This window comes from Methylorubrum sp. Q1 (genome assembly GCF_004683995.1).
Taxonomy (GTDB): domain Bacteria; phylum Pseudomonadota; class Alphaproteobacteria; order Rhizobiales; family Beijerinckiaceae; genus Methylobacterium.
Genome location: NZ_SRHQ01000027.1, coordinates 23891 through 48525, shown reverse-complemented (window position 1 = coordinate 48525; position 24635 = coordinate 23891). Strand labels below are relative to the sequence as shown.

Annotated in this window: 28 protein-coding genes; 19 read left to right on the top strand and 9 right to left on the bottom strand. The window is 68.9% G+C overall.

Translation table 11 applies throughout. The features are described from left to right. Nucleotides 1-288: 288 nt before the first annotated feature. Nucleotides 289-1020, bottom strand: coding sequence for a DUF4198 domain-containing protein (locus E4V01_RS21445; protein ID WP_135299749.1), 732 nt, complete (start codon nt 1018-1020; stop codon nt 289-291). Next, nucleotides 1017-3131, bottom strand: a complete 2115-nt coding sequence (locus E4V01_RS21440) for a TonB-dependent receptor (RefSeq protein WP_135299748.1) — start codon at nt 3129-3131, stop codon at nt 1017-1019. Before E4V01_RS21440 ends, E4V01_RS21445 begins: the two co-directional genes overlap by 4 nt. Nucleotides 3132-3769: 638 nt before the next feature. On the opposite strand from E4V01_RS21440, the gene E4V01_RS21435 reads away from it, so the two are divergent. The 12 genes from E4V01_RS21435 (at nt 3770) to E4V01_RS21380 (ending at nt 13167) form a co-directional block, all read left to right on the top strand. After that, nucleotides 3770-4072 carry an urease subunit gamma gene (locus E4V01_RS21435; RefSeq protein WP_135299747.1) on the top strand — a complete coding sequence of 101 codons (303 nt, stop codon included), beginning with the start codon at nt 3770-3772 and terminating at the stop codon, nt 4070-4072. Nucleotides 4073-4096: 24 nt separating this feature from the next. Then, nucleotides 4097-4507, top strand: coding sequence for an urease subunit beta (locus tag E4V01_RS21430; protein WP_060768992.1), 411 nt, complete (start codon nt 4097-4099; stop codon nt 4505-4507). A 36-nt stretch (nt 4508-4543) separates the two neighbouring features. Further along, nucleotides 4544-6262 carry an urease subunit alpha gene (locus tag E4V01_RS21425; protein ID WP_060768993.1) on the top strand — a complete coding sequence of 573 codons (1719 nt, stop codon included), beginning with the start codon at nt 4544-4546 and terminating at the stop codon, nt 6260-6262. 37 nt (nt 6263-6299) lie between these two features. Further along, entirely contained in the window at nt 6300-6683 is a 384-nt protein-coding gene (locus E4V01_RS21420) for a CrcB family protein (protein ID WP_060768994.1), read from the top strand. A gap of 9 nt (nt 6684-6692) precedes the next feature. After that, nucleotides 6693-7076 (top strand): fluoride efflux transporter CrcB, encoded by a 384-nt coding sequence (gene crcB / locus E4V01_RS21415; protein WP_135299746.1) that lies wholly within the window; start codon nt 6693-6695, stop codon nt 7074-7076. Nucleotides 7077-7099: 23 nt separating this feature from the next. After that, entirely contained in the window at nt 7100-7759 is a 660-nt protein-coding gene (ureE, locus tag E4V01_RS21410) for an urease accessory protein UreE (protein ID WP_135299745.1), read from the top strand. Between the two features lie 41 nt (nt 7760-7800). Continuing rightward, nucleotides 7801-8481 (top strand): urease accessory protein UreF, encoded by a 681-nt coding sequence (locus tag E4V01_RS21405; protein WP_135299744.1) that lies wholly within the window; start codon nt 7801-7803, stop codon nt 8479-8481. Nucleotides 8482-8501: 20 nt separating this feature from the next. Then, nucleotides 8502-9149 (top strand): urease accessory protein UreG, encoded by a 648-nt coding sequence (gene ureG / locus E4V01_RS21400; RefSeq protein WP_135299743.1) that lies wholly within the window; start codon nt 8502-8504, stop codon nt 9147-9149. A gap of 4 nt (nt 9150-9153) precedes the next feature. Further along, nucleotides 9154-10089 carry an urease accessory protein UreD gene (locus E4V01_RS21395; RefSeq protein ID WP_135299742.1) on the top strand — a complete coding sequence of 312 codons (936 nt, stop codon included), beginning with the start codon at nt 9154-9156 and terminating at the stop codon, nt 10087-10089. A 15-nt stretch (nt 10090-10104) separates the two neighbouring features. Further along, nucleotides 10105-11145 carry an urea transporter gene (yut, locus tag E4V01_RS21390; RefSeq protein WP_135299741.1) on the top strand — a complete coding sequence of 347 codons (1041 nt, stop codon included), beginning with the start codon at nt 10105-10107 and terminating at the stop codon, nt 11143-11145. A gap of 149 nt (nt 11146-11294) precedes the next feature. Continuing rightward, nucleotides 11295-12533 carry an ammonium transporter gene (locus E4V01_RS21385; RefSeq protein ID WP_135299740.1) on the top strand — a complete coding sequence of 413 codons (1239 nt, stop codon included), beginning with the start codon at nt 11295-11297 and terminating at the stop codon, nt 12531-12533. A gap of 391 nt (nt 12534-12924) precedes the next feature. Beyond that, nucleotides 12925-13167: a hypothetical protein gene (locus E4V01_RS21380; RefSeq protein WP_015821983.1), complete on the top strand. Its 243-nt coding sequence runs from the start codon at nt 12925-12927 to the stop codon at nt 13165-13167. A 175-nt stretch (nt 13168-13342) separates the two neighbouring features. Here the strand turns inward: E4V01_RS21380 and E4V01_RS21375 are convergent, their stop codons facing one another. From E4V01_RS21375 to E4V01_RS21360, 5 genes are all read right to left on the bottom strand, one after another. Further along, nucleotides 13343-13999 (bottom strand): hypothetical protein, encoded by a 657-nt coding sequence (locus E4V01_RS21375; RefSeq protein ID WP_060769002.1) that lies wholly within the window; start codon nt 13997-13999, stop codon nt 13343-13345. A gap of 21 nt (nt 14000-14020) precedes the next feature. Next, nucleotides 14021-14290 carry a hypothetical protein gene (locus tag E4V01_RS25795; protein WP_193763263.1) on the bottom strand — a complete coding sequence of 90 codons (270 nt, stop codon included), beginning with the start codon at nt 14288-14290 and terminating at the stop codon, nt 14021-14023. Continuing rightward, nucleotides 14287-14484, bottom strand: a complete 198-nt coding sequence (locus E4V01_RS21370; RefSeq protein WP_193763262.1) for a hypothetical protein — start codon at nt 14482-14484, stop codon at nt 14287-14289. Before E4V01_RS21370 ends, E4V01_RS25795 begins: the two co-directional genes overlap by 4 nt. 126 nt (nt 14485-14610) lie before the next feature. Further along, the gene (locus tag E4V01_RS21365; RefSeq protein ID WP_060772173.1) at nt 14611-15111 is read right to left on the bottom strand and encodes a hypothetical protein; all 501 of its coding nucleotides are present in this window, start codon (nt 15109-15111) and stop codon (nt 14611-14613) included. A 65-nt stretch (nt 15112-15176) separates the two neighbouring features. Next, nucleotides 15177-15926: a hypothetical protein gene (locus E4V01_RS21360; RefSeq protein WP_135299738.1), complete on the bottom strand. Its 750-nt coding sequence runs from the start codon at nt 15924-15926 to the stop codon at nt 15177-15179. Between the two features lie 50 nt (nt 15927-15976). Between E4V01_RS21360 and E4V01_RS21355 the strand changes: the two genes are divergently transcribed. Then, nucleotides 15977-16306 (top strand): hypothetical protein, encoded by a 330-nt coding sequence (locus E4V01_RS21355; RefSeq protein WP_135299737.1) that lies wholly within the window; start codon nt 15977-15979, stop codon nt 16304-16306. Between the two features lie 18 nt (nt 16307-16324). Here the strand turns inward: E4V01_RS21355 and E4V01_RS21350 are convergent, their stop codons facing one another. Continuing rightward, nucleotides 16325-16834: a hypothetical protein gene (locus tag E4V01_RS21350; RefSeq protein WP_060769005.1), complete on the bottom strand. Its 510-nt coding sequence runs from the start codon at nt 16832-16834 to the stop codon at nt 16325-16327. Then, nucleotides 16831-18948: a M48 family metallopeptidase gene (locus E4V01_RS21345; RefSeq protein ID WP_135299736.1), complete on the bottom strand. Its 2118-nt coding sequence runs from the start codon at nt 18946-18948 to the stop codon at nt 16831-16833. The genes E4V01_RS21350 and E4V01_RS21345 overlap by 4 nt, the downstream gene beginning before the upstream one ends. A 534-nt stretch (nt 18949-19482) precedes the next feature. Between E4V01_RS21345 and E4V01_RS21340 the strand changes: the two genes are divergently transcribed. Genes E4V01_RS21340 through E4V01_RS21315 form a run of 6 tightly spaced genes read left to right on the top strand, consistent with a single transcriptional unit; the run spans nt 19483 to nt 24633 of the window. Next, a complete protein-coding gene (locus tag E4V01_RS21340; protein WP_135299735.1) occupies nt 19483-19794 on the top strand; it encodes a hypothetical protein in 312 nt (103 codons plus the stop codon). Further along, a complete protein-coding gene (locus E4V01_RS21335) occupies nt 19791-20366 on the top strand; it encodes a DUF6745 domain-containing protein (RefSeq protein WP_135299734.1) in 576 nt (191 codons plus the stop codon). The genes E4V01_RS21340 and E4V01_RS21335 overlap by 4 nt, the downstream gene beginning before the upstream one ends. Before the next feature lie 55 nt (nt 20367-20421). Then, nucleotides 20422-21348, top strand: a complete 927-nt coding sequence (locus E4V01_RS21330) for an STM4015 family protein (protein ID WP_135299733.1) — start codon at nt 20422-20424, stop codon at nt 21346-21348. Next, nucleotides 21345-22493, top strand: coding sequence for an STM4014 family protein (locus tag E4V01_RS21325; protein ID WP_135299732.1), 1149 nt, complete (start codon nt 21345-21347; stop codon nt 22491-22493). Before E4V01_RS21330 ends, E4V01_RS21325 begins: the two co-directional genes overlap by 4 nt. Further along, on the top strand, nt 22490-23293 hold the full coding sequence (locus tag E4V01_RS21320; RefSeq protein ID WP_060772174.1) for an STM4013/SEN3800 family hydrolase: 804 nt from the start codon (nt 22490-22492) through the stop codon (nt 23291-23293). The genes E4V01_RS21325 and E4V01_RS21320 overlap by 4 nt, the downstream gene beginning before the upstream one ends. Next, nucleotides 23290-24633: an STM4012 family radical SAM protein gene (locus E4V01_RS21315; RefSeq protein WP_245517633.1), complete on the top strand. Its 1344-nt coding sequence runs from the start codon at nt 23290-23292 to the stop codon at nt 24631-24633. The genes E4V01_RS21320 and E4V01_RS21315 overlap by 4 nt, the downstream gene beginning before the upstream one ends. The last annotated feature ends 2 nt before the right edge of the window (nt 24634-24635 follow it).

The following is a 24635-nucleotide window of genomic DNA, read 5'->3' as shown; positions in this document are numbered from 1 at the left end:
GAACCCCGCTCGCGTGGTGGGACTCTCCGAACGCACCCGCCCCATCTCCTGCCTCAGGGCGATGAACGCCGAGCTCGCGGCGGCGCCATGAGTTCATCCGGTCTCTTGGCGGACGCCGTAAAGCGCCTCGCTTCTCGTTGCGGCCTGTGGTGTGCCCTCATCGGCACCGACGATGTAAGCCGTCGCACCCTCGGGCGCGAAAGCGATGCCGTTCGGCGTCGTGGACCTTGATCGAGGCGGCGCGGGCTTTGAGAGCCGATGCCGCCTGCGCTCCATCGAGCCTCTCGCTCAGTTGGACTTCGGGTCGGTGACCGTGAAAGCGAGCGTCGCGCCGTAGCTGTCCGCATCGGCCAGCGTCGGCGTCTGCGAAGGGGTCACGCGGTGAGCGACACCGAGCACCTGCGGGCCGGCACTGCGCAGCGAAACGACGGCGACGCCGTCCGTGTCCGTCGTGGCGCGGGCCTGATCCGCCTCGCTCTTGAAGTTCACGCCGTCGGTGGCGACCACGCTGGCGCCCCCGAGCGGACGGCCCTCGAACAGCACCCGCACCCGGATCTGGCCCGAGGCCGCAGCCGGCTCCTCCAGCGGGACGATCTCCAGCGGTTGGCCGACGATCCTGTCCCACGGGGCCGTCGGGCCGGATACGGCCTTGGCGAACTTCACCGACCAGAGGCTCTTATCGGCCTGCGGCAGCATCCGCTTGCTGGCGTTGCGGTAGCTGCCGTCGGGCAGGCGCACCCAGTAGCCGTTGTCGTAGGCGGCTGCGAACAATGCGTCGCCCTGATGCGCGGCTTTGAGCGCGGGCATCGGGCCGGTCTGCAGCTTGGCGTTCAGGGCCACCGCGCTCGAAGGCTCGTAGGCGGTCAGGCTCATCAGCTTGCCAGCACTCGGCAGTTCCGGCTCGTGGGGATGCCCATAGAGGATCTGCACGCCGTTGCCGGCCGGGTCGAGCCAGATGTCGTGGGCGCAAGCCGGTGCGGTAAGGGCGAGCAGCGCGGTGAGGATGGCGGTCCGTCTCATCGAAGAGGTGCTCCTGTTGCAAGGCTGCAGGTGATGCCGGCCAGCAGCGTCAGGCGCGGCTGCGGGCTGGTGAAGATCTCGGCGGCCGAGGCAGAGACCGACGAGCCGAAGTTGAAGATGCTCTCGCTCGTGCGGTCGCCGGGATACCAGGTCGCCTGCCCGTAGGTCGTCCAGCCGTTCTCGTGGACGTAGGCGATCCGGCCGCTGACGCGCGGATAGGGCGAGGAATGCAAGGCGCCATCCTCGGTCAGCGGCTTGGCACCGATGTAGGACAGGTAGGCCGCACCCGTCAGGCGCCCGCGGGGCAACAGGGCGACCGGTGCGGCGATGTCGAATTCGGCGCCGAGGGTTGCCAGATAGGCCGGCACGTTGGGGATGAAGACGGATGGCGCGCCGTTGAGTAGTCGGGCCGAGACGCCGGAATAGTTGGCGAACAACGCCACGCGGTCGAGGCCTTCACGATAGGCCAGGACCTTCGCCTCGACCTCGAAGCCGTCGCGGCGGGACTTGCCCAGGTTCTGCACGGGCAGGCCGGGCGCGGGCTGGAAGACCTCGTTGGCGATGTCGGTGAAGAACACCGTGCCGAGGAGGCTGAACCGGTCGAACACGAGGCGGCCGCCGCCCTCCGTGCTCTCGATGCTCAGTGGGGTGAGGCGGGGATTGTTCGTCAATTCGCTCGAGGCGGAGGGGCTGCGGAAGCCCTGGCCGTAATTGGCGAACAGCTCCAGCCAGTCGAAGGGTGTGAGCGCCGCACCGCCCTTGGGGGAGACCACGTTGGGGCTGACCTTGGGCGACAGGGCCGGGTCGAGGTTGTTGCGCACGTCGTAGAAGAACTGGTCGAAGCGCGCGCCGCCGGTCAGCTTCAGCCAGGGCGCCGGCTTGACCTGAACCTGCGCGTAGGCCGCGAGGTTGTGCTGCAACAGATCGAGATCGAGGGTGCGTGCGGTGAAGCTGCGCGCGACCGAGGGGCCGGTGTTCACCTCGAGCGCATCGCTCCGCCAATCGCCGCCGACGAGGAATTGGATCGGCAGCGCGTCGAACAGGCTCGTCGTCCAGACCTTGCGGATGCGGCCGCCCACGGTCTCCCGTTCCTCGACCTGCCCGCGCTGGCCGGCGCCGAAATCCGAGAAGCGGCTGAACACGTCGTGGCTGGCATAGAGAAGCGCCGCCACCTCGTCGTCCGGTCCACCGTTGACGTAGTTGGCCACGAAGGTCTGCAGGGTCTTGCCGCCGCCATCGGTGATGTTGGTCGCGGCCCGCGGTGAGACGAGACCCGCGCGCACGAGGTCGCGCTCCAGGTAGCCCGGCTGCCCGAAGCCGGTGCCGTACATCTGCACCCGCAGCGACAGGCTGGAGCCGAGATCGAGGGGGATGGTGACCTTGTTGAAGGCGTTGTAGCGGCCGAGATCGCCGTTCTCGCGATAGCCCCCGGTGCCGTAGCCTTCGTAGGCAAGGAAGGGCCGGATCCCCGGGCCGAGCTGGCTGAAGGTGGCAAGCCCCCGCCCCGTGCCGAAGGAGCCGCCCGACGCGCCGACGGTCGAGAAGGGCTCGGCCCGTTTGGTGTCGATGAAGATCGAGCCGCCGAGATTGGCGTCGCCCGCCTCGACCGAGAAGGGGCCGCGCACGATGCTGATGGAGCGGATGGTCTCCGGGATCAGCGGATTGAGATCGACGTAGTTCGGGGTGTGAATCGAGGAAACCTCGTTGATCGGCACCCCGTCGACGAAGACGGCGACGTCGCGGCCGTGCTCGGCATCGGTGAAGCCGCGCAGGGCAATACCGTATCCGACGCCGCCCTGGCCGTAATTCGAGACATCGAAGCCTGCCACGGGACGGAAGAGGTCGCCGTAGCTCTGCACGGGTAGACGGGCGATCTCCGCGGCGTCGATCACCGTGGTGTTGCCCGGGAGAGCCAGGACCGACGATGAGATCCGGGTCTTCAGGTTCGCGGCCGGTCCCGCAACCGTCGCAGAGGGATGTGCGGGACCGCCCTGCGCGGTGACCTGCAGTTCCTCCAGCTCGACGGCGGTCGGATCGAGCGCATGGCTCGGAAGCGTACTCACGCCGAGTGCGCTGGCCGATGCGAGCAGGCGCGTCAGAAGCGGCGACATCGTGCAACCTAGGCACTCAGTGATCCGGGCGCCACTAAACTGCAAATTATGGGCAGGCACAAGATAGGAATTTTCCGTATTCGCGCATCTCATCGAGGCATTGCAGCCATTATTAACCCCAACGATCCCGGTCGCAGCAGATTTTGACGACGAACTTCTTGATAAGATTGCCACTCTTAAGGCGTCGGTGCCGACACGGCGCGGCATGTCCTGCCGGTTCCCAAGTCTTCGACCCATCGTCCGCGAAAAGTCTTCGAGGCCAGTGGCTTCTGAGCTTCACGTCCTGAGATGACCGATGGCCACCGGAGCCGGAGCAGCGGCCCCAAAATCGAGCATCCCGATGCGGAGCCGAACAGCCGGTACAACTCTAGCGTCGTGACTTGGTGCCCCTCCCCGCCGAAATGGGGAAGCCATTTGGCGCCGAGGCTGGAAGCGTAACGGGCAGCCAAGTCCCGCGCCAATTTCCCGCTATTACAACAACTTATGAGCGAAATTGATCACTTGGTTAAGTAATAGTCCGTATTCAAACGGGGCTATCCACGTTCTTTAAGTTAATGCTATAGGTTGAAAGCAATATATTCTCTGGGTGCCAATAAATTGGCTGCCAAGGCAGGCCGCATTCGCTCGGGAAGCCGCCTATGCACTTTACTCAGCGTGAAACTGACAAGCTGCTGATCTACATGCTTGCCCAGGTCGCACAGCGCCGTAGGGACCAGGGGCTCAAGCTCAACCATCCGGAAACCGTCTCCCTGATCTCCGTCGCGGCCCTGGAAGGCGCCCGCGCCGGCAAGACGGTGGAAGAAGTGATGGAACTCGCAGGTAAAACCATCACGCGCGACGACGTCATGGACGGTGTCGCGGAGATGATTCCCTACGTTCAGGTCGAAGCGGTGTTCACGGATGGCTCGCGCCTCATCACGGTGCATGCTCCGATCAAGTAAATCGAGATATCAGGAGGTGATACGATGAGTCCTCCCCAGAAGAAGGCGCCCGTCGGCGGAATTATTTTCGGATCAGGGGATATCGAGATCAATGCCGGATATCCGACGACAGCGATCAAGGTCCGAAACACGGGTGACCGCCCAATCCAAGTCGGATCGCACTACCATTTCTTCGAGGTGAATGCCTCGCTCGAGTTCGATCGCGAGCAAGCCTTCGGCAAGCGCCTCAACATCCCGGCCACGACCGCTCTGCGCTTCGAGCCCGGAGACGAGAGGGAGGTCTCGCTCGTTCCCTATCAGGGCAAGCAGCGGGTGCTCGGCTTCAACGGCCTCGTCGACGGTTGGGTCGGCGATGAAACCTACGACGATTACCGCCCTCGCCTGTCGGACGCGCTGGATCGCGTGAACCGCTACGGGTTCAAGAACAAGCCGTAACCTGCCCCCTTCGATAGCCGAATCTGGAGCGCTGGGATGAGCAAGATCTCGCGGCGGCAATACTCGGATCTCTACGGGCCGACGACAGGCGACAAGATCAGGCTCGCCGATACGGACCTCTACATCGAGATCGAGAAGGATCTTCGCGTCTACGGCGAGGAGGCCGTCTATGGCGGCGGCAAGACGCTTCGGGATGGCATGGGTTACGACAACGAGTTGACCAGTGCGGCGGGCGCACCGGATCTCGTCATCACCAATGTCACGATCCTCGACGCGGTCCAGGGCGTCATCAAGGCCGATGTCGGTATCAAGAACGGCCTGATCGTCGGGATCGGGAAGGCCGGCAATCCCTCGACGATGTCGGGGGTGACACGGGGTCTCGCGCTCGGACCGGGCACGGACGCCATTTCCGGCGAGCACCTCATCCTGACCGCGGGCGGCATCGACGCCCACGTCCACTTGATCTCGCCGCAGCAGGCCCAGGCCGCGCTCAGCAACGGCGTGACGACGCTGTTCGGTGGCGGCATCGGCCCGTCCGACGGCACCAACGGCACGACCATCACGCCGGGCACGTGGAACATCGAGATGATGCTCCGCTCCTTCGATGCCTGGCCGGTCAATGCGGGCGTGCACGGCAAGGGCAATTGCTCGGCGCTCCTCCCGATCGAGGAGCAGATCCGGGCCGGCGCGATGGGTTTGAAGGTTCACGAAGACTGGGGCAGCACGCCGGCGGCGATCCGCATGGCCCTGACCGCCGCGGACGATCACGACATCCAAGTCTGCATCCACACGGACACGCTGAACGAGGCGGGTTTCGTCGAGAGCACCATCGCCGCGTTCGAGGGGCGCACGATCCACACCTACCACACGGAGGGCGCGGGCGGCGGCCACGCCCCGGATATCATCCGGGTGGCGGGCATTTCCAACGTCATCCCCAGTTCGACCAATCCGACCATGCCCTACGGCATCAATTCGCAGGCGGAATTGTTCGACATGGTGATGGTCTGTCACAATCTCAGCCCGAAGATCCCGACCGACGTCGCCTTCGCGGAAAGCCGCGTGCGCGCCGAGACCATTGCGGCGGAAAACGTTCTGCACGATCTCGGCGCGATCTCGATCCTGTCGAGCGACAGCCAGGCCATGGGCCGCGTCGGCGAGAATTGGGCGCGCACCATTCAGACGGCCCATCTGATGAAGGCGCGGCTCGGTGCCTATCAGGGGGATGCGTCCGGCAACGACAATCAGCGCGTGCTGCGCTTCGTCGCCAAGGTGACGATCAATCCCGCCATCGTGGCGGGGGTTTCGCACGTGATCGGGTCGGTCGAGGTCGGCAAGATGGCGGACCTCGTCCTCTGGGAACCGGCCTTCTTCGGCGCCAAGCCGAAAATGGTCATCAAGGGCGGCATGATCTCCTGGGCGATCATGGGCGACCCCAACGCCTCGCTGCCGACACCGCAGCCGGTCGTCTATCGTCCGATGTTCGGCGCTCTCGGCCCGGCCGTGGCCAAGACGCGCGTGACCTTCACGTCCCATGCCGCCTACGAGGACGGGATCGTGGATCGCTACGAGCTGACGTCCCAGGTCGTGCCCGTCTACGGCACGCGCACCATCACCAAGGCGTCGATGGTTCGAAACGACCGGCTTCCCGTCATCGAGGTCAACCCGGAGACCTTCGCGGTGATGGTCGACGGCAAGCACGCCACGATCGAGCCCGCCACGCATCTTCCGCTCGCGCAGCTCCATTTCTTCAGCTGACCTCCCGCCGCCGGCTCACAGCTCGGTCTATGCGTTCATGAAACCGATCGACATCATGTGGGTGTGTCTCGGCGGCGGAGCCGGCTCTCTGCTGCGCTGGCAGCTCGGCGGCTTCATCGACCGCGCGATCCCCGCACGCTTCAAGTTCGGCACCTTCCTCGTCAACGTCACCGGCGCCTTCGCGATCGCCTATCTCTCCACCGCGCTCGCCCTCGGCTGGCAGCAACGCCACGGGGACGTGGTGTCGTCCCTGGTTCTGACGGGCTTTCTCGGCGGCTACACGACGTTCAGCTCGATGCAGCTCGATACGGCGCAGATGGCGATGGATCATCGCCAGGGGCTGGCCGCCTTGTACCTCGTCGCGTCGGTCGGCGTCGGCCTCTGCGCCGCGGCGGCGGGCGTCGCCCTGGCGCGAGCGTAGGGGCTCGTCATGGGGGCACAGGCCGTTTTCGTCTTCATCGGTGGCGGATTCGGCGCCCTCACGCGCGAGTTCCTCATGTTGCTAATCCCGCAGCACAGCGGCGCCTTTCCGCTCGACATCTTCACCGCCAACGTCGTCGCCTGCCTCTGCCTCGGCGCGGCCTTCGAACTTCATCGCCTGGGAAGCGTATCGCAGGAGTTCATGCTCCTGATCGGCACGGGTTTCGCCGGCGGAATGTCGACGTTCTCGAGCTTCATCTACGGCGTCACTTCCGAAGCATCGTCGACGGGCCAAGTCGGACTTTCGATCCTCTACTGTTTGTCCAGCCTGATCGTCGGCTACGCCGCGATCTGGTTCGGAATCGCATCCGGGAAACGCCTGCGCCGCGCGTGAGCGCGGTCCGTTGGGAGAGACGAATGATCCTCGTCGAACACAAACTCGGTCATCTCGGCGATCCGGTCTGGCAGGAGCGCGCGGGGCAGGCGCGGATCGATCCGCTGGTGCTGGAGCAATGGGAGGCGCCCAAGAGACGCCTGCGCAAGGCCAGCGAGAGCGGCATCGAGCTGGCGATCTCGCTGCCGCGCTCCGAGCACCTGCACGACGGCGATGTGCTCCACTACGACGCGGCGCAAAAGCTCATCGTCGTGGCCCGGATCGCCCTCAAGGAGGTGCTGGTCATCGAGCTGGAGGGGCTGGAGAGCCTCGCGCCGCACGAGATCCTGCGCGCCTCCTTCGAACTCGGGCACGGCCTCGGCAACCAGCACTGGCCGGCGGTGATCAAGGGATCGACGGTCTACGTGCCGCTCTCGGTCGATCAGAAGGTGATGGCGTCGGTCATGCGCACGCACGCCTTCGCCCATGTGACGACCCGCTTCGCCCCGGGCGAGGAGGTGGCGGCCAAGCTCGACGCGAAGGAGGTCCGGCTGCTCTTTGCCGGTGCCGACGCCACCCCACACCACCATCATGACGGTCACGAGGCTGCACAGGCCCAAGACCACCATGAAGACCACCCTGATCACGCGCACGATCATGGCCATTCGCACGCGCATCATCACCGCCATGATCCGGTGGCGTGATGCGGCGCGGTGAGCCGAGGGCCCGTCTCGCACCGCGCGGCATGACGCATCTCGCGCGCCTGCTGCAATTCTCGGATTCGACGCTGCCGATCGGTTCCTTCGCCTTCTCGAACGGCCTCGAATCCGCGCTGCAGACGGGGATCGTCAGCGACGCGAGCAGCCTGCTGCAATTCGTCGAACTCGTTCTGCACCAGAACGCCCGGGTGGATGGCGTCGCGCTGCTGCACGCCCATCGCGCCGCCCTGGCGGAGGACTATTCCGGCATCGTCACCGCCGACCGAGCGTTGCTCTGCCGCCGCGTCGGCGAGGAGCAGCAGTTGATGCTGACGCGGATGGGCAAGAAGCTCGCCGAGCTGGCGCTCAAGGTCGGCCCCTCGCCGGTGCTGGAGCGCTGGCTCGCCGATATCCGATCGGACGCCACCCCCGGCTGCCTGCCGATCGGTCAGGCGATCACCCTCGCACATCTCGGCGCGGACGAGACGGACGCCTTCGTCGTCCACCAGTACGGCATGGCCTCGATGATCCTGAGCGCCGCGCTCCGGCTGATGCGGATCGACCATTTCGAGACCCAGCGCATCCTGTTCGCCGCCCAGGGCCGCGTCGAGGACGACTACCTCGCCGTGCGCGATCTCGCCCTCGACGAGATGGCCGCCTTCGCGCCGGTCTTCGACGTGCTCGTTGCTCATCACACCACGGTCCATGTCCGCCTGTTCATGAATTGAGTGCGGCAAAGGAAATCGAGATGAAGAAGATCACCCGTATCGGCATCGGCGGCCCGGTCGGCTCGGGCAAGACGGCCGTCATCGAGACCATCACGCCGCGCCTGATCGCGCTGGGGATCAAGCCGCTGATCATCACCAACGACGTCGTCACGACGGAGGATGCCAAGCAGGTGCGCCGCACCCTCAACGGCGTGCTGATCGAGGAGAAGATCGTCGGCGTCGAGACCGGGGCCTGCCCGCACACGGCGGTCCGCGAAGATCCGTCGATGAATATCGCCGCGGTCGAGGAACTCGAAGACAAGTATCCCGACAGCGACGTGATCCTGATCGAGTCCGGCGGCGACAATCTCACGCTCACCTTCAGCCCGGCGCTGGCGGACTTCTACATCTACGTGATCGACGTCGCGGCCGGCGACAAGATCCCGCGCAAGAACGGCGCCGGAGTCTGCCAGTCGGATATCCTCGTCATCAACAAGAAGGATCTCGCCCCCTATGTCGGCGCGAGCCTCGACGTCATGGCGCGCGACTCCAAACTCATGCGCGGCAAGAAGCCGTTCCTCTTCACCAACTGCAAGACCGGCGAGGGCGTCGACGACCTCCTCCAGCTTGTTCTCGACATGGCGCTGTTCGACGTGAGGACGGATCCTCCGCTCGCGGCGAGCGCGTGAGACCATGACCCTGCACGAGCCACCCGGCCTCATCGACGCGGCGCGCGAACTGCGCGGTTTCCAGACCGAGCCGGCGCAGATGCGGGCGGGCGCGCCCGGCAAGGTCGGCCGCTTGCGTCTCGGTTTCTCGCTGCGCGGCGGTCGCTCCGTGCTCCACGACCTCTACCGGGTCGCTCCACTGCTGGTGCAGCAGGCGCTCTACTGGGACGAGGCCATGCCGGAACTGCCGGTCTGCCCGATCATCTCGGTCGGCGGCGGCATTCTGCAGGGCGACCGCTACACGATCGACATCGCGGTGGGGGAAGGCGCCTGCGCGCACATCTCCACTCAGGGCGCCAACCGCATCCACGGCATGGATGCGAACTATGCCTCGCAGCATCAGACCGTGACCGTCGCGGCGGGTGGCTACCTCGAATACCTGCCGGACTTCACCATTCCCTATCGCGGCTCGCGCTTCCTCTCCCGCACGGACCTCGTCGTCGCGGCGGACGCCACCCTGCTCTACGGCGAGATGGTTCTCGCCGGCCGCAAGCATCATCATGTCGCGGAGCGGTTCGGCTTCGACCTGCTGTCGATGGACGTGAGCCTGCGCCGGCCCGGCGGCCACAAGCTGTTCGCGGAAAAGATCCTGATCGAGAAGGGCGATCCGACGATCGCCTTCGCGGCGGCGATGCGCGGCTTCGACGCCTTCGCCAACATCCTCTGCGTCACGCCTCCCGAGACGGCCACGCGCATCAAGGAACGGTTCGAGACCCATTTCCCGATCGAGGCGCCGCGGGCGCTGTCCGGCGTGAGCCGCCTGCCCAACGCTGCCGGGCTGATGCTGCGCGCCGTCGGCGTGGAGACCTACGACGTGCGCAGCGAGGTTCGCCGGTTCTGGCGCATCGTGCGCGAGGAAGCGCGCGACCGGTCTCTTCCCGCCGAACCCTACTGGCGCTGAGCGAGGACCGGACCCATGCCGCGAGCGAACAGCAACCTTCTCGTCCAGTCGCTGCGCGGGACGAGCCAAGTCTTCTTCATGGAGAATGCCCTGACGGGCGTGCTGTTCTTCGTCGCGATGGCCTACGCCTCGTCGGTGACGGGCAATTGGGCCACCACGATCGGGGCGGCGGTCGGCGTTCTCGTCGCAACGCTGACCGCGCGACTTCTGGAATGCGACGCCCCTTCCGTCTCTTCCGGTCTCTACGGATTCAACGGCGCTCTCGTCGGCGCGGCGCTTCCAACCTTTATCGCAGCCTCGCCCCAACTCTGGGCCTCGATCGTGATCGGGGCGGCGGCGAGCACGGTCTTCACCGCCGCCTTCAGCGCGACGCTGACCGGCAAATGGGGCATTCCCGGCTCGACCGGTCCCTTCGTGCTGACGGGCTGGCTGATGGTCGCCGCAGCCTATTCCTTCGGCGGCCTGCACGTGACGGGCGATGCCCCCAAGCTCGCGAGCGATGTCGCGCCCGACCTCACCGGCATTCCGGGACCGATGGACCTCGTCGCAATCTTTTTCCGCAACATCGCGCAGGTCTACCTGCTGGGTAGCGCCGTCAGCGGCGTCATCATCCTGGCCGGCATCCTGATCGCCTCGGTCCCGGCCGGGATCGCCGCCGCCGCCGGATCGCTGATCAGCATGGTCGTCGCGATCGCGATGGGTGCCGATCCCAAGGCCGTGAGCCAGGGCCTCTACGGCTTCAGCCCAGTCCTGACGGCGATGGCCGTCGGCGTCGTCTTCCTGACGCCCTCGCCGCGGGTGGCCGTCTATGCCGGTCTCGCCACCGTGATGACCGTCTTCGTCCAGGGCGCCCTCGACGTCATGGTCGCGCCGGCGGGCATCCCGTCCTTTACCGGCCCCTACGTGCTGACGATGTACCTCTTCATCGCGCCCAAGAAGCTGATGGCGCCCCATCCGCACGGGCCGGTGGCCGATCCGATGATCGGCGACCAAGGCAAGGTGCCGGGCAAGGTGCCGGGCAAGGCGCCGGTCCACGCAGCCGGAACCGCGCGGTGACGCGCCCGAGCGCCCTCATCCGGACGCCTCGCATGACGGCACGGCATCGATCCCGTTTCGATCGGCACCGTCTTGCCGGACCGGCGAGGCCGCGCATCGCGATCGCCGACACGCCCCCCTTCCGAGAAGCACAGATCTAGGAGCACGCGATGCAAGGCATCAATGCCGGCGACACGGCCTTCATCCTCATCTGCACCGCTCTGGTCCTCATGATGACGCCGGCTCTGGCCCTCTTCTACGGAGGCCTCGTCAGACAGCGCGATGTGCTGTCCGTCATGATCCAGAATTTCGTCTGCATCGGTGTGGTCGGCGTCATCTGGGTGTTCGGAGGTTTCAGCCTCGCCTTCGGTCCGGATATCGGCGGCACGATCGGAAATTTTGCGTTCTATTTCGGCATGTACGATGTCGGCATCGAGCCACATCCGTCCTACGCTCCCAATATTCCCTTCATCATGGTCTTTGCCTACCAGATGATGTTCGCCATCATCACGCCGGCCCTGATGACCGGCGCCTTCGTCGGGCGCTTTCGGTTCGGCGCCTACCTGTTCTTCGTCACGGCCTGGACCATCCTCGTCTATGTGCCGGCCGCGCACTGGGTCTGGGGCGGAGGCTTCCTGGCCAAGCTGGGCGTCGTCGATTTCGCCGGCGGGATCGTCATCCACACCTCCGCGGGATTTTCCGCGCTGGCGACGGCGAAGTTTCTCGGCAAACGGAGAGTGGCGGCGGGCGAATCCGAATCCGCGCCGGCCAGCCTGCCCCTGGTCGCTCTCGGTGCAGGTCTGCTGTGGTTCGGCTGGTTCGGCTTCAATGCCGGCGGCGCCTATGCAGCGGATGCGCTGGCGGCCTACGCCTTCACCAACACCATGCTCGCGGGCTCCATCGCCATGCTGGTGTGGATGTTCTGGGAATGGCGCGAGACCAAGCACCCGTCCTTTTCCGGCGTCCTCGTCGGCGCAGTGGCGGGGCTCGCGACGATCACGCCGGCCTCCGGCTATGTCGAGCCCATCGCCGCCCTGGCGATCGGCGCCATCGGCGCGACGGCCTGCTACTTTGCAAAGCACGTCCAGAAGTGGCTGAGGATCGACGACACGCTGGAAGTCTGGCGTGCCCACGGTGTCGGCGGCCTCACCGGTGCCCTGCTCATCGGCCTCCTGGCCAGCCCGCACATCAATCAGGTCTCGGCGAGCCTGCAGCAATTCGGCGTCCAGTTTCTCGCCGTCCTCGTCGTCGGCGCTTATGCCTCCTTCGCCACCTTCATGATCCTGATGGGCCTGGATCGCTTCGGGACGCTGCGGGTGCCGGAAGAGGTTCAGGAACAGGGCCTCGACACGCTGCTCGGCGAGCGCGCCTTCAACCTGTGGAACATGGATCGCACCCTCCCGAAGTAGCCTCGTTGCGACGAGCGCCCCCGCAAGGCGGGACTGAACATCGAGGGCGTCTCTCTGAGCTACGGGTGCTGATCGTGGCCTGCGCGTCGCCCAACTGGGTGTGGACGCAATAGCGCTGTATGGGCCAATCGAATGCCCTGATCGCTCAAAGGGATGGCTGCGCGCCCCTCCTCAGGCAAAGGTCACATGTTCGCATCGTGTCGGGCGCGTCAATTTTTTCAATAGCTTAGCTTGCATTTGGCGCCTACGTGCCAGGAAGCATGGTGCGGACGGCAGGCGGTAACGCGCTGATTCGCGCATCCGGGCTGGCTGGCTCCGGCTGCCGAGGATAGGGCATTCGGACGGGAGCGGCCGGAGCGCGGCTCGCCCCAGCGACAGGAACAGCCACACAATGCCGATCAAGGCCCTGAACGATCGTAAGAAGCTGTCGGGCGACTTCAACGAGGCCAATGACGCCTTCATCGACGCGGTGCTCACGGCGCTTCAAGCGGGCGAGATCCCGCTCGATCTGGCCCGGGCCTACCTCGCGCATCCGGTTGCCATGATGCACGCGGATGGCGCGCAAGCGGTGGCCAATTACTTCGAGCGGATCCTGTCGCAGAAGCCCAAGATCAACTGGACACCTGGCGATTGAGCCTCAGGCTTGCGCCGGCGCCCCCTCCGGGCCGACGGAGACGATCGGCCCGGATCAGAGTGCCGTGAAGTCAAAAGGACGGGCGCGGAACAGGCCATGCTCAGCGACGCCGGATCGCTTGTCGGTGGCGTCGGGCGCGGGCCGCCGAACCGGTTCTCGGTTGCGAAGGCATTCCTCACGCCCCCTCGCCGGTATGGCCGGCCCGGAGCGTGTCCGCCTCGGCCGCGAGGTTGGCTCGGGCGGCTGTCTCGAAGCGGTCGCGAAAGGGGCGGGTCTGGTAGAGGTCGGGCCGGGCGAGGAAGCGGTCGAGCACGCCCGCGCGGCCGAACCGCCATGCCGCTTCGGGAACCGCAGCGTATTCGCGCCGGATCGCCGCCGCATAGGCCTCGTATTCCGGGCGGGGTGCGCCCAACACCGCGAGATCGAGGTCGAGCATCAGCCGTGTGGCCGCGTCGTCGCTCGGCGCGTGGGCGGCGCTCGCCTGGATCATCGCCTCTGCCGCCCGGATCGGGCCGGATTCCGGGGCCGGTCCGGCATGAGTCAGCAGCAATGCGGCGCTGCGCCACTCGTTGTCGGTGCGGGCGGTGTCGTAGACCGCATCGTGAAAGAAGATCGCGAGATCGATCGCGTCGTGATCGAGCCCGGCGAAGTCCGGAAGCGCCCGCACCGCGTCGTGCCCTTCGAGCAGGTCCGCGATGTGGCGCCAGCCGTGATAGTGGCGCCCGGCCTCTCCGTACCCGGCGTCGATTGCCCGCCACGCTGCCTCGGCACCGTCCGCCCGCACCGCCCGGCCCCAGAGTTCGTCGAAACGTGCGCGCAGGCGGTCGTTCATGCGGTCGTTCACGGGCGGGCCTCAGTTCACACGGTCGCAGGTCGAGGTCGCCTCCGCGTTGCCGCGCAGGCCGCCCGGCGGACGAACCTCGCAGACGACGTATTTGCCCTGCCGTTCCAAGGTGAAGCTCGGGCCGGTGGCCGAGACGATGCGGTGACCGCCGTTCAGGAGCGCGCTCATCGGCTGGTCGATCGCCTCCCAGGTGGTCGGAAGGCGCGGCGGTGCGGCGGGTGGCGGGGTCTGCGCCCGCGCGAACGTCGCGGGAATGCCCGCCATGCTGCCCGTCGTCATCGGGCAGCCGCGTCCTCCGGGGTGAAGGCGAGGCTGCCGCGGATGCGCTCCGGTTCGCCCGGGAACCACGTCTCGACCGCGGCGCGGGCACCCGCGAGCCGGCCCCGCAGCAGGAAGATGCAGCTGAACGACGGCATCCCGTCGGCCCCGCCGCGCTCCTCGACGAAGACGCCGGAAACGGCCTCGCCCTCCACCGCCAGGGTCAGGCTGTCGTAGACGCCCGAACGCGGCAGCGGCTCGGCGGCGGCCGCGCCGCACAGGGCGAGCCCGGCGAGAGCCGCGGATGCGGCGCCCGCGGGACCGAGGCGGAACCGGCAGGATCACAGGTTCTTTTCCAGAACCTGCACCACCGCCGCCACCCGATCCTTGAAGTCGGCGACGTTCGAGAAGGGCCGCCAGTTCACGTCGAGGACGCCGCCGTCGAATTTCAGACCGTTCGGGTAGTTCGAGGCCGGCGCCGTCTTCTCGTCGAAGCGGATGCGGATCGACTTCAGCTTCGCCTGCAGCGCCTCGCGGCCCATCTTGTCCTTGCCGACGTCCTTCAGCCCGGCCGCGATCGGCTCGAAGATGGTCTTCTCGAAATAGCCTTCGTCGGCATAGTATTTCGCGTCGCCCGGCAGGGTGATCTGGTCCCACGCCACCTCGACCGGCACGGGAAAGCCCGCGGCCTCCTGGATCGCCTTCTCCTGCGCGGGGTAGCGGCTCTCGCGATAGGCCGTGATGGCCCGGCGTTCGGCGAGCCCGAGCGTCGGCTCGGCCCGGGCCGCGGAGGCGCAGAGCAGGGTCGCGGCGGCGGCGAGCGCGTTGCGGCGTGAGATCATGCGGCGGTTTCTCCTCGAAGGGCGGCCCGCATCGCGGGCGCCGGGGGCAAAGGGCGGTTGCGCCGTCACGGCGTCGGCCGGCATCGCACCGGGCCGTCGGCCTCGATGGCGAGGCTGCCGGTCCAGACGAGCCGCACCGGGAAGGAGACGATGCTCGGGGTATCCTTGGGGGCCTTGCCGGCGCGGTAGGCTTGCGCGCAGACCTTGACCGGCACCGGCAGGGCCGCGACCGGTGCCGGGAGCTTTTCCTCGCGCACGATCCGCGCCCAGCAGGCCGCGCCCCCTTGCGGGATCGAGCAGGCGCCCTGCACCCCGCGGCGGAAGCCGAGCCGCAGCGTCGCGCCCTCGGCCGCGAAGCGGTCGATGCCGTCGTCGGTGGTCGTGTCGGTGAACAGCCTGCGGCCGGTCCCGGCATCGATCACCGCGAAGGGCATGGTGCCGTTGGTGCTCGCATCCTCGAAGACGAGGAACCCGTCCGCCCGCCCGATGAAGCGCTGGCCGCCGGTTTCCAGCGTACGCGCGCTGACGCCGGGCGCGGCGCGGCAGGCCACGGGTGGGCCGCCGCGGATCGGGATGAGCGCCGCATCCCCGGGCTCGGGGGTGCCGGTGTCGCTCTCGCGGATGACGAGATCGGGATAGAAGGTGCAGGTGATCTCTCGGCCCTCCACATCCCTGGCGGCCTCGACCTTCGCGGGCGGATCGAACCGAGCCACGTTCCAGCCCTCGGCGGCGAACGGCGTCGCGGCGGAGAAGCCGACGAAGAGCCCGGCGAGGGCGGAGCAGGAAAGAAGCTGCTGGGTGCGTGTGAGTCTCACGTCGAATCTCTGCCGAGCGGGGCCGCAACCATGGATGGAAGAGTGTGACGATGACCCGATCGTGGACCGCCACCGCGCTTCTCAGCGCGCTGATTCTCGCGCACCTGCCCGCCCCGGTGCGGGCCGATCCGGCCCTCTCGCCCACGCAGAGAAAGAGCCTGCCCGCCGAGGTCGTGACCTATCTGGATCGACACAGGGGATGCAACCACTGGTCGGGAGAGGAGGCCTACGACGCGGCCCGCGGCCGGGAGATCGCCGCCGCCGTCAAGACGCTGCGCTGCGACGCCATCGAGGCGGACGAGAAGCGGCTGCGGCAGCGCTACGGCCGCGATCCAGCGGTGCGGAAGGCGCTCGATGCGGCCGCGCATGCGGACGGCTGATCCCGCCGGAATTGCCCGTCACCCGGCCGCACCGGAAGCGGCGCGGCGGTTGCGCACCAGCGAGAGGAGCGCCCCGAAGATGACCGCCGCGAGCGCGGCCATGATCACCACGAGGGTGATCGTCCGGTTCCACAGCCGGTCGAGGCCGAGATCGGTGGTGATGAGATCCGGGCGCGCCGGATCGGCCATCGGCCCGGCGCCGAAATCGCCGACATGCAGGCCGGCGAACACGTAGTTCACCCGGCGTGTCACGGTGCCGGTGGGCCGGCGCAGGCTCAAGGTGAGGTCGCAGATGTGGATCGCGATCTTGGAGCTGCACTTGCCGTCGCTGATGCGGGCATCGGGCACCGGCTCGGCCGTCTCGCGGACCTGCCAGTCCGAGACCAGGGCCGGAGCGGTGTAGAGGGCGCAGGCCCCCAGCAGAGCCGCGAGCGCCACGACGCCGAACAGCACCCAGAAGGTGGCCATCCAGCCCTGGCCCTGGGGCGGCAGCCGCAAGGGTTCGGCGCGATCGGGCGATGCGGTCATGGAGCCTCGGCGAGTTGGGGGTTGGGGGAGGATCGCTGCGCGCCGGCCTCGGTCTCGGCAAGGAGGCGCCGGGCCTGCGCGGCCATCTGGTAGCGGCCGATCAGGTCGGCGAAGTCCTGCGGCTTCATCCCGCGCGGCAGGCCGATCGCGAGCGTGACGATGCGGCGCTTCGCGTCGAGCTTGGTCCCGTGCCGGCCGGGGCTACGCTGCGGCCAGTCCGCCTCCGGCGGCAGCAGCAGGCGCGTGAGGATGCCCCTCTGGTGGAACGTCATGTCGAGGTCGGCGATGGCATCCCAGGGGATCGTCCGGTCGAGCCCCGGCGCCTTCAACCCCTCGGGGCTGAGGATCAGCGTCACGGGCTCGCCCCGGCGCAGGATCAGGGCGCCGGCCCCGCCCAGGAGCGCGGCGAGGCCGAGCGCCACCGCGAGCACGACGCCGTTGTCCTTCGCAGAGATCCCCGGCACGCCGAACACAGCGATCGCGAGGGCGACGACGGCGAACAGGCCGCCGCCCACCGCGAGCGCGATCCCGCGCGGACGGTAATTGGCGCGCAGCACCCGCTCTTCGGTGCCGACCTCCGCCGCCGTCGCCTCGAGATGGGCGCGGTACGCCGCGTCCTGCGCCCGGATCACGCCGAGGAAGTCGTCGGTCGCCGCCCGGCTGAGCCCGGCCGGGTCGGCGAAGTAGGCGGCGAGCTGCCCGAGCGCATGGGGCGGCGGCACGGCGCCGGCCGCCGCCAGGAGGTCCGCGTCGATGGTCCGCCCCAGGGCGGCGACGCGCTCGCGGGTCGGCGGGTGGGTGTCGGTCGGGTGGGCCTGCTCCTCCTGCCAATGCGCCGCCGGGTCGTCGAGCCCCTGCGCGATCGCGCGGTCGAGGGCGGCGGCCACGAGGTCGGGCGGGGCGGCGTCCGGCGCGTCGGTCGCGGCCTGGAGCGTCTCGAAGATGCGCGGCCCCACCGCGCCGGTGCGCAGCAGCGCACGGGCCGAGGCATCGATCGAGGTCACCCCCGCGCCCGCCGCGTCGGCCGCGAATTCCCGCGTCCGGCTCCAGTGGCGCACGGCGAGATGGAAGCGCTCCATCACGAAGACGCCGAGGCGCAGCGACGGCCCGAGCAGCCCGAGCGAACCCTGATGGCCCTCGGCCACCGCGTCGAGGGAGCGCTCGACGCCGGCATAGATCGGCAGGAAGCGCTGGCTGTAGGTGGTGTCGCCGCCGGCATAGTGGGCGAGTTCGTGGCCGATGATCGCCGCCACCTCGTCGCCCCGCATCAGGGCGAGATAGGGCAGCGGCAGGTAGAGGATCCGGCCGGTGACCCGCACGCCGCCGGGCTCCAGCACCGCCGGCCCGGCGCTGACGAAGAAGCCCTCGGTGAGCCCGACCACCACGGCCTCGGGCTTCAGCGCCCCGAGCCGCGCGGCGAGCCCCTCGAGGAGGCGCCACAGGCCCGGCGCTGCTTCGGGCGTCACCGTCCGCCCGATGATCGGCAGCGGATCGGGCTCGAACGCGCCGAGCGCCCGGCGCAGGCCGAGCACCGTGCTGCCGGCCACGACGACCACGGCGCCGACCGCGGCAACGGCGATCGCCAGGAGCTTCAGCGCGCCGCCGTCGAAGCCGTTTTGGAGGAGGGCCGCCGCCTCGAAGGTCACGGCGGCGACGAAGCTCGCCGTCGCCGCCAGGATCTGGAGCGAGAGCGTCGCGGGAAGGAGCCGGCGCATCAGCGAGAAGCCGCGCACCAGGGCATCGCGCGAAGCGCGGCCGAGGCGCCCCAGGACGGCGCCGGCGAGCAGCACGAGCAGGGAGAGCGCGGCGGCCAGCGCGCCGCCCGCGACCACGACCGGCGGCAGCACGCGGCGCCACTCCATCAGCGTGGCGAGAAGCCCGGCCTCGTCGCGGGCCTCGCGCGCCTTCTGCACGGCGAGCGGGCCGCCGTAGTTCCGGCCCTCGTAGCGGAATTGCAGGCGGGGATCGAAGCGACCGTCCCGCGGCGCCCGCGCCTCCATTTGCGTCACGAGGCCGGCCAGCCGCTGCCGTTCGGCCTCGAACTCGGCGTGATCGTCGGCGCCGCGCCGAACCTCCCACAGGCCGAGCAGCAGGAGGACGAGCGGCAGCAACACGGTGGCCGCGACGAGGCGCGCCAGGGCACGCGGACGCGAGCGCGCGGGCGAAGTCGTTGCTTCGGGGATGCTCAGCCTCCTGAAGCCGGGCGGGCGACGGCAAGGCCCGCATGCGGATGAGCCGGACATGCGACGAATGCCGGCCGACGACAGCGATGACGACTCCGCAGATGTCGTCAGTTCCAGGCTAATAAAGTTGTGCGCAACAGAGGACAGGCCCGGATCGCTAGGATTTCTACCCTGCTGAGCCCATAGGTCAACCGAATGTTGTCCTGCCGGCTAGCCCCCCCGGCACGGTGGGATCTCACGCCGGCCGGCGGCCGGATCAGGCGCGAAAGAGGCGCCGTGGCCGCCCAGCACCGGTTGACCGTCAGTCGATCGTCGGGATAGCCTCGCGCCAACAGAGTATTGTCATGGCGCAGCTCTGTCGAGGCATGGACTTTGCCGGGCGCGCACCACGATCATAAGCTGGATAAAGAGCGGTGATCGGCTCCTAAATCGATTCTTGCTCTTGAAAAATGGGCGGAGAGGGGCATGTGGCGCCAGGGCGGTATCTTCATTCGCGCGATTTCGGCCGTTCCGCGGGAGGCGGCCGGCCGGCCGCTGCCGCATACCGTGCTCGCGCATGGCGAGTTGACCGGCCATAGCCACCGCGTCGTCGATCCCGCCGCGCTGTTCGCCGGAGACGGCTGTTTCTACCTCGACGTGCGCGCCGACCGGGCCCGCGTCGTCCATGACGAGCATGGCTCGATCGCGGCCTCGACCGGGTGTGGCGGCAGCGCGAATACACGCCGCAACGCATCGTCACCGTGCAGGACTGAGCGTCGGGGAATCGATCGCCGATGACAGCCGCCCCCGCGCAACGCGCCCCCATCCGGCGTGTCCTGCGCCCGCAGGACACGCTCGCCGCCGACGAGGCCGGGCGCGACATCGCCGGTTGCGGCCGGATCGATCACGTGCCCGAGGGCTTTCGCGTCACCTCCTGGATCGACGTCGCCGGCTTCGGCCTCACGCGACCGCCGCGGCACCTGCCCGGCGTCGGCCTGCGCTGGCGCGGCATGCCGGTGGATGCGCGCATCGCCTTCCGGCCGCACGAACTCGGGGTCGCCGAGAACTTGGGGGAGCGCAACGCCGAGCGGCGGCGGGTGATGCTGGAGCGCTTCGGCTTCGAGACCTTCATGGAGGCGGCCGAGGCGGAAGAATTCGACCGGGACCGCGACCCCGGCGGCGAGCGCCGGCTGCTGCGGGTCGAACTCGCAGGCGACGAGCCCCTCGTCTGCGTCTCGTTCGGCTGCCCCTCGACCGGACGGCGCGACGTCCTGCGCGTCCCGCCGACCACGAAGACCTGCCATCAGGCCGTGGCCTGGACCGCCGGCTTCGACGACCCGGCCGACGACGCTCCGCTGATCGAGACCTGAACCGGTCCCGACAGCGCCCGCCAATACAGGCCCCCCAACGAGGAGCCAGACAACGATGCCCTACGAGAACCTGACGACCTTCTTCGGCAAGCCGGTCGAGGATTTCCAGAGCGGGATGGAATCGTGGGACTTCGAGCGCGCGGTGCCGCGCTTCCGTGTCGAGTACGACTCCGAAGACAGCGTGCCGGCGATGCTCGGGAGCTACGCGGCGCTGCCCGGCGCCGAGGCGACCGACGCCCTCGTCATCGGCTACTGGCAGGGTGACGATTCCGAGGGCACCTCCCAGGCTGTCGTCGAGGCGCTGGTCTCCTACGCCGAGCGGTTTCCCAACCTGCGCGCGCTCTTCCTCGGCGACATCATCTCGGAGGAGAACGAGATTTCCTGGATCAATCAGAGCGATCTCTCGGCGCTCTGGCCGGCCTTCCCGCAGCTGGAACACATGCAGGTGCGCGGCGCCACCGGTCTCGCGCTCGGGCGGTTCGAGGCGCCGCGCCTGACGGCACTCATCATCGAATCGGGCGGCCTGCCGCGCCGGGTGGTGCAGGAGGCGCTGGCCGCCGGAGCGCCGGAGCTGCGCCATCTCGAACTCTGGCTCGGCACCGACGAATATGGCGGCGACAGCACGCCGAAGGATTTTGCGGATCTCTTCGCCGGCCGGCTTTTCCCGAAACTCAACACCCTGGCTCTGCGCGATTGCGCCTATGCCGACGACCTCGCCGCGGCCGTCGCCACCGCTCCCGTGCTGGAACGCGTCTCGACCCTCGACTTCTCGCTCGGCAACCTGACGGATGCGGGTGCGGAAGCGCTGCTCGCCGCGCCGGCGGTGGCGAAGCTGTCGCGGCTCGACCTGCACCACCACTTCCTCACCGAGGCGACGATGACGCGGCTGGCCGGGCTCGGGCCGGTGGTCGACCTCTCCGAACAGCAGAAGCCGGAGGAGTATGCCGGCGAGATCTATCGCGACATCGCCGTCTCGGAATGACGGGCGCCGGTGCCCCGCCAGATGGGATCGAACCCTTCGTCATCCTCGGGGTCGCGGGCGACGAGCGCACGGGGGGCTTCAGCGCCGCCCTGGTCCGGGCCGGGCACCCGCCCGCGCGGGTGCTCGACTACGCCCGCTTCATCGAGGCGCCGGACCGGCTGAGCGACCTGTTCCCGGAGGGGCGCGGCCTGTTGCGCATCGATTCGCCGGGCGGCGATCCGCGCATCCGTCGGGCCCTGCTGCGCCTCGCCGGGCTGGCCGAGGATGCTGGCGAGGCGACGCGGCTGCGGCCCGAGCACGCCTTCCAACGCGGGCTCGCCGCCGCGCTCCGGCTCGCCCGCCGGGTCGTGCCGCCGGGCGTCGCCCTGACCCACGAGGCGGAGACGGTTGCCCTGTTCTACGACAAGCGGACCTGCCACGCCGCCATGGCCGCGCATGGCCTGCCGGTGCCCCGGGCGCTGCCGCCGGCCGGCTCGTTCGACGCGCTTGTGGAGGCCATGCGTGCGGCGGGCCTCAGCCGCGTCTTCGTCAAGCCGCGCTTCGGCTCGGGCGCCGCCGGCATCGCCGCGCTCACGGTCGCCCGCAACGGGATCGTCGCGGAATCCGCCGCCGAGCACGTGCCGGGCGCAGGAGCCGGCGTGCTGCACCATTCCCACCGGCTACGGCGCTATCGCGGACCCGCGGCCGTGGCGCTGATCGACGCGATCCTGGCGCAGGACGCGCATGTGGAGCAATGGGCGCCGAAGGCCGCGCTCGACGGTGGGCCTTGCGACCTGCGGGTGCTCGTCATCGGCGGCGAGCCCGCTCACACGGTGCTGCGCAAGGCCCGCGGCCCGATCACCAACCTCGATCTCGGCGGGCGCCGGGGCGAGGCGGAGGCGCTTCGCGCCCTGGCGCCACCCGCCGCCTGGGAGGGGATGCTTTCGGATTGCCGCCGCTTCGCAGCTCTCTTCCCGCAGACCTTCCACGTTGCCTTCGACGTGGCGCTGACGGTGGGCCTACGGCGCCACGTCTTCTTCGAGGCCAACGCCTTCGGCGACCTGATCCGCCGCGTCCGGCACGAGGGGCTCGCCCCCTACGAATGGCAGGTGGCGCGGCTGCCCGGCTGGATCGCCGCGCGCCGGCCCGTGGGGCTCGCCGCATGATCCGCGCCGCCGAACGCGTGGGCTCGCACGACATCCTGCTCGTGACGCTCGATTCCCTTCGCTACGACGTGGCCGCGAACGCGCTGGCGGAGGGCCGGACGCCGAACCTCGCGCGCCTGCTACCGGGTGAGGCCTGGGAGCGCCGCCACGCGCCGGGCAGCTTCACCTATGCCGCGCATCAGGCGATCTTTGCCGGCTTCCTGCCGACACCCGCCGAGCCGGGACCGCACCAGCGCCCCTTCGCGCTGCGCTTCGACGGCAGCCGCACCACCGGGCCGGACACCGCGGTGTTCGACGCACCCGACATCGTTTCGGGCCTCGCCGCACGCGGCTACCACACGCTGTGCATCGGCGGCGTCGGCTTCTTCAACAAGCGCACCCCGCTCGGCCGCGTCCTGCCGGGCCTGTTCGCCGAGAGCCACTGGCACGGCGGTTTCGGCGTGCAGGCGCGGGACTCGACCGCGGCGCAGGTCGGCTTCGCGGTGGAGCGGATCGCGGCGCTTGCCCCAGAGCGGCGGCTGTTCCTGTTTCTCAACGTCTCGGCAACCCACCACCCGACCCGCACCTACCTGCCGGGCGCGGCACGGGAGAGCGCAGCGACGCAAGGCGCCGCCCTCGCCTATGCCGACAGCGCCCTGCCCCCGCTCTTCGCGGCGCTCAAGGCGCGCGGGCCGGCTCTCTGCATCCTGTGCGCGGACCACGGCACCGCCTTCGGCGAGGACGGCTATCGCGGTCACCGCCTCGCGCACCCGACCGTGTGGGACGTGCCCTACGCCGAGTTCATCCAGGAGGCGGCATGAGCACCGTCATGAGCACGGCGGCGGCCCTCCTCGCGGGGCCGGTCTATGGCGGCTACCAATACGCCTACCCGCACAAGACCGCTTACCGGCCGCTGCTACGCCCGGTGCCCCTGCGCGAGGCCTGGGCGGAGGAGCCGAAGGACGGGCTGTTCCTCTACGTGCACGTGCCGTTCTGCGCGATGCGCTGCGGCTTCTGCAACCTGTTCACCCTGACCCGCGGCGAAGGCCGCGTCGCGCCCTATCTCGACGCCCTGCGGCTTCAGGCCGAGACGGTGGCCGATAGCCTCGGTCGGTTCCGGGTGGCCCGCATGGCGCTCGGCGGCGGCACCCCGACCTTCCTCGAACCCGCCGACCTCGACCGCCTGTTCGCGGATCTGCGCGACACGTTCGGGGCCACGCCCCTGGCGCTTCCGGCCTCGGTCGAGACCGCGCCCGGCACCAGTACGCCGGAGCGGCTCGCCGTCCTGCGGGCGCATGGGGTCGAGCGCGTCAGCATCGGCGTCGAGTCGTTTCGCGACGACGAGGCGCGGGCGATGGGCCGGCCGCAAAGCCGGGGCAGCGTCGATGCGGCGCTCGGCGCGATCCGCGACGCGGGCTTTCCCGTGCTCAACATCGACCTGATCTACGGCGCTGCCGGGCAAACACCCGCCAGCTTCCTCGAATCCATCGAGGCCGCCCTTGCCTGGGAGCCGGAAGAACTCTTTCTCTATCCCCTCTACGTCCGGCCGCTGACCGGGCTCGGCCGGCGTGGCGGTGCCGCCGAGGACGACCGCGCCTGGGATGCCCGCCGCCTCGCGATCTCCCGCGCGGCCCGCGACCGGCTGCGTGCGGCGGGCTACCAACAGGTCTCGATGCGGATGTTCCGCCGCGCCCCCGAGGCCGCTTGGGGGCCGGCCTACGATTGCGCCCGCGACGGCATGGTCGGCCTCGGCGCCGGGGCGCGCTCCTACACCGCCGCCCTGCATTACGCGACCGCCTACGCCGTGGGGCAGCCGGGCGTCGCCGCCATCGTCGCCGACTACATCGCCCGCGACACGCAGCGCCACGGCCGCGCCGATTACGGCGCGTGGCTCGATGCCGAGGACCAGCGCCGCCGCTTCGTGCTGATGCACCTGCTCCAAGCCGCCGGCCTGTCCCCGCGCGCCTATGCGGAGCGTTTTGGCACGAGGCTCCTCGATGACCTCCCGGAACTGGCCGACCTCGCGGCGGCGGGCCTCGCCACCCTCGACACGGAGGGCCTCAGGTTGACCGAGGCGGGCCTGGAACGCTCCGACGCGGTCGGCCCCTGGCTCCAGACGGCGGGCGTGCGCGAGCGGATGCGCGCCTACGCGCTGCGCTGACC